Genomic DNA, 13,770 nt, shown 5'->3' on the forward strand with positions numbered 1-13,770 from the left:
GGTTAAAATTTGACGAAGGTTTTAGCGGGCGCAAAGCCGATTTTGGCGCCGTGTAGCAACAATCAATTCCGTTGCGGGAAACCGGACGTCGTGTATTTCTTAACCCGTTCGCGACGCCCACGGCTCTTCAGATCAGCGCGGTTTGAGAACCTGGGGCGGACACGCAAATCGGCGGCGGTATGCGGGTTAGCGACGCTTTCCAAGCGAAGGACGGATTGCAACTCATAGCAATGTGAGGACGGTTGACCTATGCCGAAATTCTCGAACGAAGTGTTCTCAACCGAACAGTTCGCCACCGGGAAAGACGCAGCGGCCCTCCGCAGCCGATCGAGCCGAAAGCGTAAGGACGGGAGCGCGCTGTGCTCCTGAACGAAAGTGGTCCGTCGCGGGCTAGAATTTTGAGTTGGTAAGACGACAGCTTGCCGCGCGGTGCGCGGCGAGAGGGGGAGGCTTTATGCGCAACGAACTGGCTGCTTCATTTGATCGAGGCTCATTGACCGTTCCGGACTCATTGACGGCCGCGGTTTTCTTCGACGACGCGCATTGCGCACGCCCCCCCACCATTTCCCCGGGCGGACCGCTCAGTCCTTTCTAAACGAGCGACACACCCTTCCTGCACTTGATGGCTGCCAGCGGCACTCCGCCGAGCGGTCGATCTCTGGCCGAAGGGCGCTTTTGGCGCGCGGCGATGGCCGCCTTGCGGCTCGCCCGCGCCATCATCCCGGAACATTCCTCTTTCTGAAAAGTCGCCGATCAAATGACAAACATCGAACAGGATCGCTGGTCACGGGTTAAGGGCCGCTTGCGCTCAAGCGTCGGTGAAGACGTTTACTCGAGCTGGTTCGCCCGGATGGATCTGGAAAGCGTGCAGCCCGAAAGCGTGCACCTGTCGGTCCCGACGCGATTCCTGAAGAGCTGGATCCAGACGCATTATTCCGATCGCGTGCTGAGCTGCTGGCAGGCCGAGATGCCGCAGGTGCATCGCGTCGACCTCACCGTGCGCACCGCGATGCGCTGTGCCGCGCCCGCCAAGGACGCGCCGGCGCACGCCGAGCCGCGCCGCGACGATGGCCGCCCGGCACCCGAGCTGCGCGCCACAGCGATCGCGCCGGTGTCCGCCACACATGAAGCGCTCGGCGGCTCGCCGCTCGATCCGCGGCTGACCTTCGGCAGCTTCGTGATCGGCCGCTCCAACACGCTGGCGCATGCCGCAGCAAGACAGGTCGCGGAAGGCCGCCGCGGCGATCCGGTGATGTTCAATCCGCTCTACATTCACTCCGGCGTTGGTCTCGGCAAAACCCATCTGCTGCAGGCGGTGACCTGGGCCGGCAATTCCGGCACCGAACGCAAGGTGCTGTATCTCACCGCCGAGAAATTCATGTACGGCTTCGTCGCGGCGCTGAAATCGCAGACCGCGCTGGCCTTCAAGGAAGCGCTGCGCGGCATCGACGTGCTGGTGATCGACGATCTGCAGTTCCTGCAAGGCAAGACCACGCAGGCGGAGTTCTGCCACACCCTGAACGCGCTGATCGATGCCGGCCGCCAGGTGGTGATCGCCGCCGATCGGCCGCCGTCGGACCTGGAGAGCCTCGACGAGCGGGTGCGCTCGCGGCTCGCCGGCGGCCTCGTCGTCGAAATGGCCTCGCTCGGCGAGGATCTGCGGCTCGGTATCCTGAAATCGCGGGTCACCGCGGCCCGCGCGCATCACGCGAGCTTCGACGTGCCGCTACCGGTGTTGGAATATCTCGCCCGCACCATCACCCACAACGGCCGCGACCTCGAAGGCGCGATCAATCGCCTTTTGGCGCACTCCAAGCTGAACGCCCAGCCGGTGACGCTGGAAATGGCCGAGCGGGAAATCCGCGACCTGGTCCGTCCGCAGGAGCCGAAGCGGATCAAGATCGAAGACATTCAGCGCGTGGTGGCACGGCAATACAATGTCAGCCGCTCCGACTTGCTGTCATCCCGCCGCACCGCCAATGTGGTGCGGCCGCGCCAGGTGGCGATGTATCTGGCCAAGACGCTGACGCTACGCTCGCTGCCGGAGATCGGCCGCAGGTTCGGCGGCCGCGACCACACCACGGTGTTGCACGCGGTTCGCAAGATCGAAGGGCTGGTCGCCAAGGATACGGCGTTGTCCGACGAGGTGGAACTGCTGAAGCGCCAGCTCCAGGAATAACCTCAAGGGAGGCGCCCTCGGCAACAGCGGCACCGACGCCGCGGTCGGCGCCGCGGCCCGCGCGACTGCGGCCGCGTTGTGGCGGCGCGCCGCCGGATCGGCAAAACGTGGGGACCCCGCCTGCTCACTCTTGCACTTGGCGCGCAACCACGTCACCTTGCGATCCCCCGCAGGCGTGAGCGAAATCCCTTTGCTTGCGCCTTCGGTGTCAATCGCCACGACGCCCCCTCCGGGCGGTCGGGCTTTCCATCACATGTCCAAACATGATGTGGATCTGGATCGGGCGGGTTTTGCAATGAAGGTCACCGTCGAACGCGCGCAACTGTTGAAATCGCTGGGCCACGTCCATCGCGTAGTCGAGCGGCGAAACACGATTCCGATCCTCGGCAACGTGCTGCTGCGCGCCGAAAAGGGCCGGCTGTCGCTGAAGGCGACCGACCTCGACCTCGAGGTCACCGAAACCCTGCCGGCGGAGACCGCAACCGGCGGCTCCACCACGGTGCCGGCGCACATGTTCTACGACATCGTCCGCAAGCTGCCGGACGGCTCGCAGATCGTGCTGGAAAGCGACGGCGAGCGCGCCGTACTGGCGATTCGCGCCGGGCGCTCGCGCTTTACGCTGCAGACCCTGCCGGAAAACGACTTCCCCGATCTCGCCGCCGGCGAGATGACGCATTCCTTCACGCTCACCGCCGCCGACGTCAAACGGCTGATCGATCGCACCCAGTTCGCGATCTCCACCGAAGAGACCCGCTACTACCTCAACGGCATTTATCTGCACGGCGCCGGCACCGCTGCGGCGGCGACGCTGCGCGCGGTCGCCACCGATGGCCATCGTTTGGCGCAGGTCGACCTGCCGCTGCCCTCGGGCGCCGCCGGCATGCCCGGGGTGATCGTGCCGCGCAAGACGGTGGGCGAAGTGCAGCGCTTGATCGAGGACACCGAGGCCGCCGTCGGCATCGAATTGTCGGTCGGCAAGATCCGCTTCACGCTCGGCGACGTGGTGCTGACCTCGAAATTGATCGACGGCACCTTCCCGGATTACGGCCGGGTGATCCCGCAGAACAACGACAAGGAACTGGTCGTCGACAAGAAGGACTTTGAGGCCGCGGTGGACCGCGTCTCGACCATCTCTTCAGAACGCGGCCGCGCGGTGAAGCTGGCCTTGAGTGCGGGCAAGCTGGTGTTGTCGGTGACCAATCCGGATTCCGGCAGCGCCACCGAAGAGCTCGAGGTCGAATACGCCTCCGACGCGCTCGATATCGGTTTCAACTCGCGCTACCTTTTGGACATCGCCGCCCAGATCGAAGGCGAAGTCGCGGTGCTGAAGCTCGCCGATCCCGGCTCGCCGACGCTGGTGCAGGACCGCGACGCCAAGGGCGCGCTCTACGTGCTGATGCCGATGCGGGTGTAAGCCTGCCATACAATAGGCGGTCATCGCCCGGCTTGACCGGGCGACTCGGTATTGCAGAGCGTTTCGCTCCGGTACTGTCGCTCTGCAATACTGGGCCCTCCGCTGTCGCGCAGGGTGACAGCAGAAACTGCCGCGGCTCATTGCAACGACTTTGACAAAGTCCAAGACCTGCCAATGACCGTCTCAAAGATCCATCGCCTGACGCTGACGCATTTCCGCAATTATCGCGCGGCGAGCGTGACGGTGCGCGGCGACGTCGTGGTGCTGGTGGGGCCGAACGGCGCTGGCAAGACCAATTGCCTGGAGGCGATCTCGCTGTTGTCGCCGGGCCGCGGCTTGCGCCGCGCCACGCTCGACGACATCGCCGACAACCATGGCGATGGCTCCTGGGCGGTCTCCGCCGAAGTCGAAGGCGCGCTCGGCCTCGCCACGCTCGGCACCGGCATCGATCCGCGCACCGAGGCCGCCGCGACCACAAGGCGCTGCCGGATCGACCGCGAGAATGTCGGCTCGGCGGCGGCGTTCGGCGATCATCTGCGGATGGTGTGGCTGACGCCGGCGATGGACGGGCTGTTTCTCGGCGCGGCCTCCGAGCGGCGGCGGTTCTTCGACCGGCTGGTGCTGGCGATCGACAGCCAGCATTCCTCGCGCGTTTCCGCACTCGACCGCAGCCTGCGTTCGCGCAACCGGCTGCTGGAGCAGCGCAGCCACGATAGCCACTGGCTGGATGCGATCGAGCGCGAAACCGCCGAACTCGCGGTCGCGGTGGCGGCAATGCGCGGCGAGACCGTGACCCGGCTCGCCGCGGCCCTGGCGCAACGCAGCGCCGACTCGGCGTTTCCGTCGGCGACCATCGCGCTCGACGGCTGGATGGAAAACGCGCTTCGTTCCGAGCCCGCCACCGCGGTGGAAGACCGCTATCGCACCTCATTGCGCGACAACCGCGCGCGCGACGCCGCCGCCGGACGCACCTTGGACGGTCCGCATCTCACCGATCTGCGGGTGATCTACACGCCGAAGAACATGCCGGCGCGGGACGCCTCCACCGGCGAACAGAAGGCGCTGCTGATCGGCCTGGTGCTGGCGCACGCTTACCTGGTCGCCGAGATGACCGGCATCACGCCGCTGTTGCTACTCGACGAGGTGGTGGCGCATCTCGATCCGTCTCGCCGCAAGGCGCTGTTCGGCGAATTGGCGCGACTCGGCGCGCAGGTCTGGATGACCGGCGCCGACCCCGCGGCGTTCGTCGATCTCGGCGAAGGCGGCGAGCTGTTCGAGGTCGATAACGGCCGCATCGCGCCGCACGGCGGTTAGCGCATCGTCCGATCGCCCGATCCTGCTACTTCGACCGCGGCATCCCGACGCGCACGCCAAGTGCTACCCGATACCATTGATACCAGCGATGCATGACAAAATGTCGCGAAGGCGATGCCGCAGCATTTACAATGTCTTCACCATGTTAGGCGAACCATGCGGCAGCCGTTTTAGCCCCCGTGATGGTGGACGCTTCCGATGTACATCGCCTCCTCGAACAGCAGCGCCGGCAATAGCTCCATCCAAAGCCAGGCGGCGGACCAACCGGCGCGGCAGAAGGCCGGCAGCGGCGCGTCGGACGGCCCGGCCAACGACGCAGCTTCGTCGAAAGCCGCAGCCAACCCGGCGACCAGGATCGAAATATCGAGCTACGCCCGCCGCTTATTGGCACGTGCCAGCGCCGAGCAAGCCGTCGTGGCGCAGCTGTTGGCGCAGATCAACGCGCTCCGGCACGGCACGTCGTCGGTCGGCGCCCCGAGCGGCCCCGGCGACTACGCCACGATCACCACCGGGTCCGGCGACGACGTCATCGAAGCCGCGCGCTACGCCACCATCAATGCCGGCGACGGCAACAACACGATCTCAACCTACGACTATGCCACGATCAGTACCGGGGCAGGCAACGACGCGATCGATAGCTACGGCTACGCCACCATCGACGCCGGCGGCGGCGACAACCGGGTCAGCACCTACGATCATTCCACCGTCTCGACCGGCGCCGGCAATGACGTCATCAACACCTATGGCTGGTCAACCGTGAACGCCGGCGACGGCAACAACACGGTCAGCACCTACAACCATTCCACCGTCGCCACCGGTGCCGGCGACGACGTTATCAGCACCTATGGCTGGTCCACCGTGAACGCCGGCGGCGGCAACAACACGGTCAGCACCTACAGCCATTCCACCGTTGCGACCGGCGCCGGCGACGACGTTATCAGCACCTATGGCTGGTCCACCGTGAATGCCGGCGACGGCAACAACAGGGTCAGCACCTACAACCATTCCACCGTCGCCACCGGATCCGGCAACGACGTCATCAGCACCTACGACCACTCCACCATCGACGCTGGCGCCGGCAACGACGTCATCAGCACCTCCAACCACTCCACCATCGACGCCGGCGCCGGCAACGACGTCATCACCGCCGGCGGCTTTTCCACCATCACCGGCGGCCGTGGCGACGATTCGATCCAGATCGACGGTTGGGCCGCCACCGTGGCGTTCGGCCAGGGCGACGGCCACGACACGATTCGCTCCGGCCGCGACCTGACGCTGGCCATCAGCGGCTATTCGCAATCCGACGTCACCGTGACGCGCAAGGACGGCACCGCGGTGATCAGTTTCAAGGGTTCCGAGGATTCGATCGTGCTCGATCTCGCCGGCAATGGGTCGGCGAAGCTGAGCTTTGCCGACCATTCGACGCTGAACGTCAGCGCGTAAAATCGTAACGCGAACGGCGCCGCGGCGGCGCGCCTCGCGGGCCGGCCAAGGCCGCTTTTAAACCCGCGCACAGCGCTGTTTCCAGGGTTCCAAAACGGCCCGTCCGGGTCTTGAAAAACCCGCAAAAAATCCCATTTATTCAATAACTTGTTGCCTGCGACTTTGCGCTAGGCGTAGACCCTCTTTCGTGGCACAAAGGCGCGGTTAAGACGAAGTTTTCGCGTTGATTCGACGCATCCCAAAGGCCCCTCATGACAGAACCCGCCCGGCAGCCGATTGCCGAACCCGAAGCCTCTGCTCCCGTCGAATATGGCGCGGAATCGATCCGGGTGCTGAAGGGTCTCGACGCGGTGCGCAAGCGGCCCGGCATGTATATCGGCGACACCGATGACGGCTCCGGCCTGCACCACATGGTCTATGAGGTGGTCGACAACGCCATCGACGAGGCGCTGGCCGGCCACGCCACCGCGGTCGAGGTGGTGCTGAACGCCGACGGCTCGGTGACGGTGCGCGACGACGGCCGCGGCATCCCGGTCGGCATCCACAAGGGCGAAGGCATTTCGGCGGCCGAGGTCATCATGACCCAGCTGCACGCCGGCGGAAAATTCGATCAGAATTCCTACAAGGTCTCCGGCGGTCTGCACGGCGTCGGCGTCTCGGTGGTCAACGCGCTGTCCAGCAAGCTGCAGCTGCGGGTCTGGCGCGACGGCAAGGAGCACTTCATCGAATTCGCCCATGGCGACGCGGTGGCGCCGCTGGTGGTGGTCGGCGATTCCAACGGCAAGCGCGGCACCGAGGTGACGTTCCTGGCCTCGCCGGAAACCTTCACCCATATCGAATATGACTTCGCCACGCTGGAGCATCGGCTGCGCGAGCTCGCGTTCCTGAATTCCGGCGTCACCATCGTGCTGTCCGACCTGCGCCACCCGGTCGAAAAGCGCGAGGAGATGATGTATCGCGGCGGCGTCGAGGAATTCGTCAAATATCTCGATCGCAACAAGAAAGCGATGGTGCCCGCGCCGATCATGATCGCGGCGGAACTGAACGGCATCGGCGTCGAGGCGGCGCTGTGGTGGAACGACAGCTATCATGAGAACGTGCTGTGCTTCACCAACAACATCCCGCAGCGCGACGGCGGCACCCATCTGGCCGGCTTCCGCGGCGCGCTGACCCGCCAGGTCAACGGCTATGCGGACGTCATCGCCAAGAAGGAAAAGATCGCGCTGACCGGCGACGATTGCCGCGAGGGCCTCACCGCAGTGCTGTCGGTGAAAGTGCCGGATCCGAAATTCTCCTCGCAGACCAAGGACAAGCTGGTCTCCTCCGAGGTTCGGCCGGTGGTCGAGAACGTCTTGAACGAGGCGCTCGCCGCGTGGTTCGAGGAACACCCCGCCGAGGCCAAGATCATCGTCGGCAAGGTGATCGAAGCCGGCGCCGCACGCGAAGCCGCGCGAAAAGCCCGCGAACTCACCAGGCGCAAGGGCGCGCTGGATATCGCCTCGTTGCCGGGAAAACTCGCCGACTGCCAGGAACGCGATCCGGCAAAGTCCGAACTGTTCATCGTCGAGGGCGACTCCGCAGGCGGCAGCGCCAAGCAGGGCCGCAATCGCGAATTCCAGGCGGTGCTGCCGCTGCGCGGCAAGATCCTCAACGTCGAGCGCGCCCGGTTCGACAAGATGCTCGGCTCCGAGCAGATCGGCACGCTGATCACAGCATTGGGCACCGGCATCGGCCGCGACGATTTCGACATCTCCAAGCTACGCTATCACAAGATCATTCTGATGACCGACGCCGACGTTGACGGCGCGCATATCCGCACGCTGTTGCTGACGTTCTTTTTCCGGCAGATGCCGTCCTTGATCGAGGGCGGTTTCCTCTACATCGCGCAGCCGCCGCTCTACAAGGTGACGCGCGGCAAGTCCGAGCAATATCTCAAAGACGAGCGCGCGTTGGAAGACTACCTGATCGAGACCGGGCTCGACGACTGTGTGTTCAAGCTGGCGTCGGGCGAAGACCGCAGCAGCCGCGACCTGTTGGCGCTGGTGGAGGATGCCCGGCAGATCCGCGGCACGCTGCACAATCTGCACAGCCGCTACAATCGTAGCGTGGTCGAACAAGCGGCGATCGCCGGCGTGCTCAACCCGCGCGTCACCGCCGATCTCGCCACCGCCAACGAGGCCGCGGCCTATATCGCGCGGCGGCTCGATGCGCTCGCCGACGAGGTCGAGCGCGGCTGGGTCGGCCGCTTCGTCGAAGGCGAAGGTTTTTCCTTTGAACGCACCGTGCGCGGTGTGAAAGACGTGGCGATGATCGACGCCGCGCTGTTGTCCTCCGCCGATGCCCGCAAGCTCGACGAATACGCCGTCAATCTGCAGGAGGCCTATCCGCGGCCGGGGATCTTGCGCCGCAAGGATACCGAGACCCCGATCCACGGCCCGGTCAGTCTGTTCGAGGCGGTGACCGACGCCGGCCGCAAGGGCGTGGCGCTGCAGCGCTACAAAGGCCTCGGCGAGATGAACCCGGAGCAGCTCTGGCACACCACGCTCGACACCAATGCGCGCTCCTTGTTGCAGGTGAAGGTGCGCGAGGTCGACGAGGCCGACGACATCTTCACCAAGCTGATGGGCGACGTGGTCGAGCCGCGCCGCGAGTTCATCCAGGACAACTCGCTCAGCGCCAACGTCGACGTGTAGGCGGCGGCTGCCGAACCCGATCGCTCGATCACTACGGATCAGACCCGCCTGGTTCGTAGGCTTCGGAGGCAGGCTCGACGAGTTTCGGCTTAGGTCGAAACTCCAACCCCGCGTAGATGTCTCGCAACTCCAGCCGGACCTCCAATCGGTCGAGACGGATCGCGGCGTCCAGCCCTTCAACGACAATGGCCGTCCAGATCCGGTCCTGGGCGCGATAATGAAAATGCACTTTCGGACTGGCGGTGTCCACCAACAGAATGTAGTCAAGCGTCGGAAGCGACTGATATTCCGCAAGCTTGATCGTCACGTCGATGCCCCCGGTCGTGGGAGACAAAACCTCGACCACCAGCGATGGCTGGTCGGCGACCAGCGAGGCATCATCCGCCGTGCCGCAATCGACGCCGAGATCGGGCATTCGCCGGGTCGCTGGCGACGTCGCGACGTAGGTGTCGCCGGTGAAGGTCTGACACCGGCCGCCACGGGTTTGCAGGTTGAGCGCGGTGATGAGATTGACGACGATATGATCGTGCCTGCGTCCGGCGCCGGCCATCATGACGACCTCGCCATCGACGAGTTCGTATCGCCCTTCCTGCCCGGCGATCCAGGCGAAGAACGCTTCCGGCGCAATCTTGGGAATGTGAGACGGCCGCATGGCTCGTTAGATACCATCCATCCCGATTGACGACAACTCGGAGCCTTTGTGGGGGTTCGGTCCGCGCGCCTGAGACGCTGTTATACCGGACACGAGCAGCGTGAACTGCGAGCGAACACGGAATCTCGCCGCCGAGCAGAGGAGAATCCGCTCGTGTTGCGAGATTCCCGGTTCGCTCTGTTCCATGGATCAACTGCACATAGGCGAGTCAGAGCCGCCGCCGGACACGACAGCCGACCGGCCGCGCCGAAGCGTCGCCGGCGGCTACGCCACTTCCAGCGCCGGCACCGGTAGCGCGGTGACCGACTTGATCTTCTCCATCGCAAAGCGCGAGGTGACGTTCTTCAGCGCCACCGCGCTGATCAGCTTCTTGTAGAACACGTCGTAGGCGCGCATATCGGCGACCACGACGCGCAGCATGTAGTCGACGTCGCCGGCCATCCGGTAAAACTCGATCACCTCCGGCATCGCGCTGACCGCGTCGGCGAATTTCTTCAGCCAGGCGTCGGAGTGATCGCCGCTTTCGATCGACACGAACACCGACAGCCCAAGCCCGATCTTGTTCTGATCGACCAACGCCACCCGTCGCATGATGACGCCGTCGCTCTCCAGCCGCTGGATCCGCTTCCAGCACGGCGTCGACGAAAGCCCGACGCGGTCACCGATCTCGGCCACCGAGAGCGACGCATCCTGCTGCAACACGGTCAGAATCTTGCGGTCAATGGCATCGATCCGGCGATGCGATTCAACCGGCGGCAGCGCGAGTTCGGCCATAGGTAGAACTTTCTTCTAAATTCACGGGCAACTGGCATCATACTTGGGAGATTATTTCTCGCAAGCCTATTTTGCGCCGATGGATTGGAAAGGCCAGCAAAGCTGCGATCGCGGGCGGGAGCCCGCCCAACGCGGCCGCGCGCAGCCGCGCGGACGCGGGACGTCCGGCCGGTTGCGGCAGTGAGCAATGCGCGGCATCGCCGGCTATTTGTCAGCTGGCGATGCGCCGGTCGCCGATCGCGGGCCGGCCGCGCCTTGTGTCGAGCGCCGAGGCATGACGCAGCGCCGCCTTGTGGGCGGCGCTCGGCGAACGGAAGCCTCGGCCGTCGAGATCGTTGAAGTCGTGGGTGGCGGCGTGAAAGCGGAAGTAACGGCCGTCGCGGACCACAATGCCGGCGGCGCGCGATCGAACTTCGATGATGAATGCACTGGACATGACAAACCCGTCGCCGGGCTCAGAGGCCGGCGCCTTTCTGGTTCGTAGCAGATGGAAAGCGGTGAGGCGGTCGAAGCGGCGGCTTCAACAACAACAGCTCGGCCAGCGCGCTTCACCGATGGCGGTGACAACACGCGACAGCAGCGCTGAAATCCTTCGTCGCAACGACATCGCAGATCCCCATCCGACCGGCGCCCGTGAGACACATCCACGGGCATGATCGTTTCTGTCCGACCGCACACCCGCCTGAGCGGCTCATCGATCGACCGGATGTGCGGATTTCGTCCGATCTCGCCTATGAAGTCAACACGGCCTGAAAAATAAGCTGATCATTCCGCAGCCGGCCCACGGCGCGACATAATTAGTCGTAGCGAACGCCGAATTACGAAATCACCTGCTGCGCATCCCGACCGCAATTTCAGCCCGAAACACCCACTCGCAAAACACCCGACCGCGCGACCGGCGCGAAGCCGGTCCGGACTACTCCTTGTGCGGCACGACCGGAGCGGGCGGCTGCGGCGGCTCGTCGTCGAAAATCGCCCGCCACGCCGCGCCATCGAGATCCTCGTATTGACCGCTGCGCAGCGACCACAGAAAGCCGATCAGGCCGACCAGGCCGAGGCACAGCGCCAGCGGCACCAAAAACACCATTACTTCCATAGCGAGTCTCTCCGGCCGGCGTGACGCGCGCGAATCGCGTTCAGCATCACCAGCACCGACGATCCCGACATCGCGATCGCAGCAATCAGCGGCGTGGTCAGTCCGGCGATCGCGATCGGCACGGCGAGCACGTTGTAGCCGATCGCCAGCGCCAGATTCTGCCGCATCAGGCTCATCGCCTTGCGCGAATAGTCCACCGCGGCCAGCACCGGCGCAAGTTCCTTGCCGAGGAACACCAGGTCGGCGGTGGCCTGGCTGAGATGGGTGGCGCTGATCGGCGACATCGACACCGAGGCCGCGGCGAGCGACGGCGCGTCGTTCATGCCGTCGCCGACCATCATCACCTTGCGGCCCTGCTGCTTCAGCGCTTCGATATGCGCAATCTTGTCGGCGGGCTTGACGCCGGCCTGCCAGATGCTGATGCCGAGCGTGTCGGCGGCGTGGCGCACCGCCGGCTCGCGATCGCCGGACAGCATCTCGATGGCGATGCCCTGCTTCTGCAGCGCGGCGATCACCGACACCGCATCCGGCCGCAGCCGCTGCCGGACCGCGAAGACGTAGTGTTCGGAGCTGCCGCGACTGAACGCCACCACCGAAACTTCCGGATCCTGGCTGAGGATTTCATTGGCAAGCGCTTCGGCATGGCAATAGGCCGGGCTGCCGAGCCGGAGCTCTTGGCCGCCGACGAAGCCGCGCACGCCCTGCCCGGGCTCTTCCACCACCTCGGCGAGCGGCGATTTGGCGCCGACGGCGCGGGCGACCGCCGCCGCCACCGGATGATGGCTGGCCAGCGCCAACTGGCCGGCGAGGCTGAACACCTCGTCGGGTACGCTGGCCGCGTTGACGACGTCGAGCTCCGGCAAGGTCAGCGTGCCGGTCTTGTCGAACACGATGGTATCGATGCCCGCGACGCGTTCAATCGAATCGCCGGAATTCAACAGCACGCCGGCGCGGAACATGGCGCCGGCTGCGACCGTCTGCACCGCCGGGATCGCCAGCCCGAGCGCGCAGGGGCAGGTGATGATCAAGACCGCGATCGCAGTGACGATTGCGTCGTGCCAAGAGGCGCCCCACGCCACCCAGCCCAGCATAGTCAACAGCGCCGCGGCATGGACCAGCGGCGCGTAGAGCCGCGAGGCGCGGTCGGCAAGCCTGACATAGTGCGAGCGCGCCTGCAGCGCGTTTTCCAGCAGCCGGGAGATTTCGGACAGTAACGTGCCTTCGGCCGCCGCCGCCACCCGGACCCGCAGGGTGCCGGAGATGTTCAACGTACCGGCGTAAACCTGGGTACCGCGCTCTGCCTGGGCGTGCAGGGTTTCGCCGGTGATCAGGCTCTGGTCCAGTTCAGAGCGGCCTTCGATGACTTGGCCGTCGACCGAGCAGCGCTGCCCCGGCCGCAGCAACACGATATCGCCGGGCTCGATCGCGGCGATCGGCACCTCGCGGATTTCATCGGCGCCGAAGAATTTGGTCGCGGTCTCGGCCTTCAGCGCGGCGAGGTTGCCGGCGACGGCGCGGGTGCGCTGCCGCATCTTCTGGTCGAGGAACCGTCCGGCCAACAGGAAGGTCAGCAGCATGATCGCTGCGTCGAAGTAAGCGTGCTCGGCGTGGTTGATGGTCTCGACCACCGACATCGCCAGCGCCAGCGTGACGCCGATGCAGATCGGCACATCCATGTTGACGCTGCGCGCGCGCAACGCCCGGAATGCCGAGGTGAAGAACGGCTGGCCCGCATAGGCGGCGCAGGGCAGCACCACCAGCGCCGACAGCCAGTGGAAGAAATCGCGGGTGTCCTGCGTCATGTCCGAGCCGGCCCACACCGCCACCGACAGCATCATCACGTTCATCGCGGCGAACGCCGCGACGCCGAGGCAAGTCAGCAGGAATTTCGAGCGGTCGGCCTCGTCGAGTTCGGCGCGCACCGGCTCGAACGGATAGGCTTTGTAGCCAAGCTCGGCCAAGCGATCGATGAATTGCGACGGATCGAGCGCGCCCTTCTTCCACTCGATGGCGAGACGTCGATCGGTGAGGTTGACGCGGGCCCGGGTGACGTCGGGCATCGCCGACAGCCCGCGTTCGATCTTGGCCATGCAGCCGGCACAGCTGACGCCTTCGACCGCGAGGTCGAGGTGGGCGATCTCCGCATCGACGTCTTTGACGTAGTGCGAAAAATCACGCGTCAGCAGCGTGGTGGTCATGGCGGTC

General features: G+C 65.2%; 10 protein-coding genes. 5 read left to right on the forward strand and 5 right to left on the reverse strand.

The window, feature by feature from the left end:
* Positions 1–757 precede the first annotated feature (757 nt).
* From dnaA to gyrB, 5 genes are all read left to right on the forward strand, one after another.
* Entirely contained in the window at positions 758–2,179 is a 1,422-nt protein-coding gene (gene dnaA / locus RPC_RS00005) for a chromosomal replication initiator protein DnaA (RefSeq protein ID WP_011470488.1), read from the forward strand.
* A gap of 295 nt (positions 2,180–2,474) precedes the next feature.
* Positions 2,475–3,593: a DNA polymerase III subunit beta gene (dnaN, locus tag RPC_RS00010; protein WP_011470489.1), complete on the forward strand. Its 1,119-nt coding sequence runs from the start codon at positions 2,475–2,477 to the stop codon at positions 3,591–3,593.
* A gap of 174 nt (positions 3,594–3,767) precedes the next feature.
* Positions 3,768–4,907: a DNA replication/repair protein RecF gene (gene recF / locus RPC_RS00015; protein ID WP_011470490.1), complete on the forward strand. Its 1,140-nt coding sequence runs from the start codon at positions 3,768–3,770 to the stop codon at positions 4,905–4,907.
* A gap of 198 nt (positions 4,908–5,105) precedes the next feature.
* Positions 5,106–6,350, forward strand: coding sequence for a hypothetical protein (locus tag RPC_RS00020; RefSeq protein ID WP_011470491.1), 1,245 nt, complete (start codon positions 5,106–5,108; stop codon positions 6,348–6,350).
* Positions 6,351–6,601: 251 nt separating this feature from the next.
* Positions 6,602–9,043 (forward strand): DNA topoisomerase (ATP-hydrolyzing) subunit B, encoded by a 2,442-nt coding sequence (gyrB, locus tag RPC_RS00025; protein ID WP_011470492.1) that lies wholly within the window; start codon positions 6,602–6,604, stop codon positions 9,041–9,043.
* 31 nt (positions 9,044–9,074) lie between these two features.
* On the opposite strand, the gene RPC_RS00030 is transcribed toward gyrB, so the two are convergent.
* The 5 genes from RPC_RS00030 to RPC_RS00050 form a co-directional block, all read right to left on the reverse strand.
* Positions 9,075–9,695, reverse strand: a complete 621-nt coding sequence (locus RPC_RS00030) for a Uma2 family endonuclease (RefSeq protein ID WP_011470493.1) — start codon at positions 9,693–9,695, stop codon at positions 9,075–9,077.
* A 264-nt stretch (positions 9,696–9,959) separates the two neighbouring features.
* Complete coding sequence (locus RPC_RS00035; RefSeq protein WP_011470494.1) at positions 9,960–10,469, reverse strand: Lrp/AsnC family transcriptional regulator; 510 nt, start codon at positions 10,467–10,469, stop codon at positions 9,960–9,962.
* A 211-nt stretch (positions 10,470–10,680) separates the two neighbouring features.
* Positions 10,681–10,905, reverse strand: a complete 225-nt coding sequence (locus RPC_RS00040; RefSeq protein WP_041801205.1) for a hypothetical protein — start codon at positions 10,903–10,905, stop codon at positions 10,681–10,683.
* 480 nt (positions 10,906–11,385) lie between these two features.
* Positions 11,386–11,565, reverse strand: coding sequence for a cbb3-type cytochrome oxidase assembly protein CcoS (gene ccoS, locus RPC_RS00045; RefSeq protein ID WP_011470495.1), 180 nt, complete (start codon positions 11,563–11,565; stop codon positions 11,386–11,388).
* On the reverse strand, positions 11,556–13,763 hold the full coding sequence (locus tag RPC_RS00050) for a heavy metal translocating P-type ATPase (RefSeq protein WP_011470496.1): 2,208 nt from the start codon (positions 13,761–13,763) through the stop codon (positions 11,556–11,558). The genes ccoS and RPC_RS00050 overlap by 10 nt, the downstream gene beginning before the upstream one ends.
* Positions 13,764–13,770: the final 7 nt, after the last annotated feature.

The sequence above is a fragment of the Rhodopseudomonas palustris BisB18 genome, from assembly GCF_000013745.1.
In the GTDB taxonomy this organism is placed as follows: Bacteria; Pseudomonadota; Alphaproteobacteria; order Rhizobiales; family Xanthobacteraceae; genus Rhodopseudomonas_A; species Rhodopseudomonas_A palustris_F.

Excerpts from the sequence above, each read along its gene's own strand:
- dnaA (WP_011470488.1), top strand. The coding sequence starts at position 758 with ATGACAAACATCGAACAGGATCGCTGGTCACGGGTTAAGGGCCGCTTG.
- dnaN (WP_011470489.1), top strand. The coding sequence starts at position 2,475 with ATGAAGGTCACCGTCGAACGCGCGCAACTGTTGAAATCGCTGGGCCAC.
- recF (WP_011470490.1), top strand. The coding sequence starts at position 3,768 with ATGACCGTCTCAAAGATCCATCGCCTGACGCTGACGCATTTCCGCAAT.
- RPC_RS00020 (WP_011470491.1), top strand. The coding sequence starts at position 5,106 with ATGTACATCGCCTCCTCGAACAGCAGCGCCGGCAATAGCTCCATCCAA.
- gyrB (WP_011470492.1), top strand. The coding sequence starts at position 6,602 with ATGACAGAACCCGCCCGGCAGCCGATTGCCGAACCCGAAGCCTCTGCT.
- RPC_RS00030 (WP_011470493.1), bottom strand. The coding sequence starts at position 9,695 with ATGCGGCCGTCTCACATTCCCAAGATTGCGCCGGAAGCGTTCTTCGCC.
- RPC_RS00035 (WP_011470494.1), bottom strand. The coding sequence starts at position 10,469 with ATGGCCGAACTCGCGCTGCCGCCGGTTGAATCGCATCGCCGGATCGAT.
- RPC_RS00040 (WP_041801205.1), bottom strand. The coding sequence starts at position 10,905 with ATGTCCAGTGCATTCATCATCGAAGTTCGATCGCGCGCCGCCGGCATT.
- ccoS (WP_011470495.1), bottom strand. The coding sequence starts at position 11,565 with ATGGAAGTAATGGTGTTTTTGGTGCCGCTGGCGCTGTGCCTCGGCCTG.
- RPC_RS00050 (WP_011470496.1), bottom strand. The coding sequence starts at position 13,763 with ATGACCACCACGCTGCTGACGCGTGATTTTTCGCACTACGTCAAAGAC.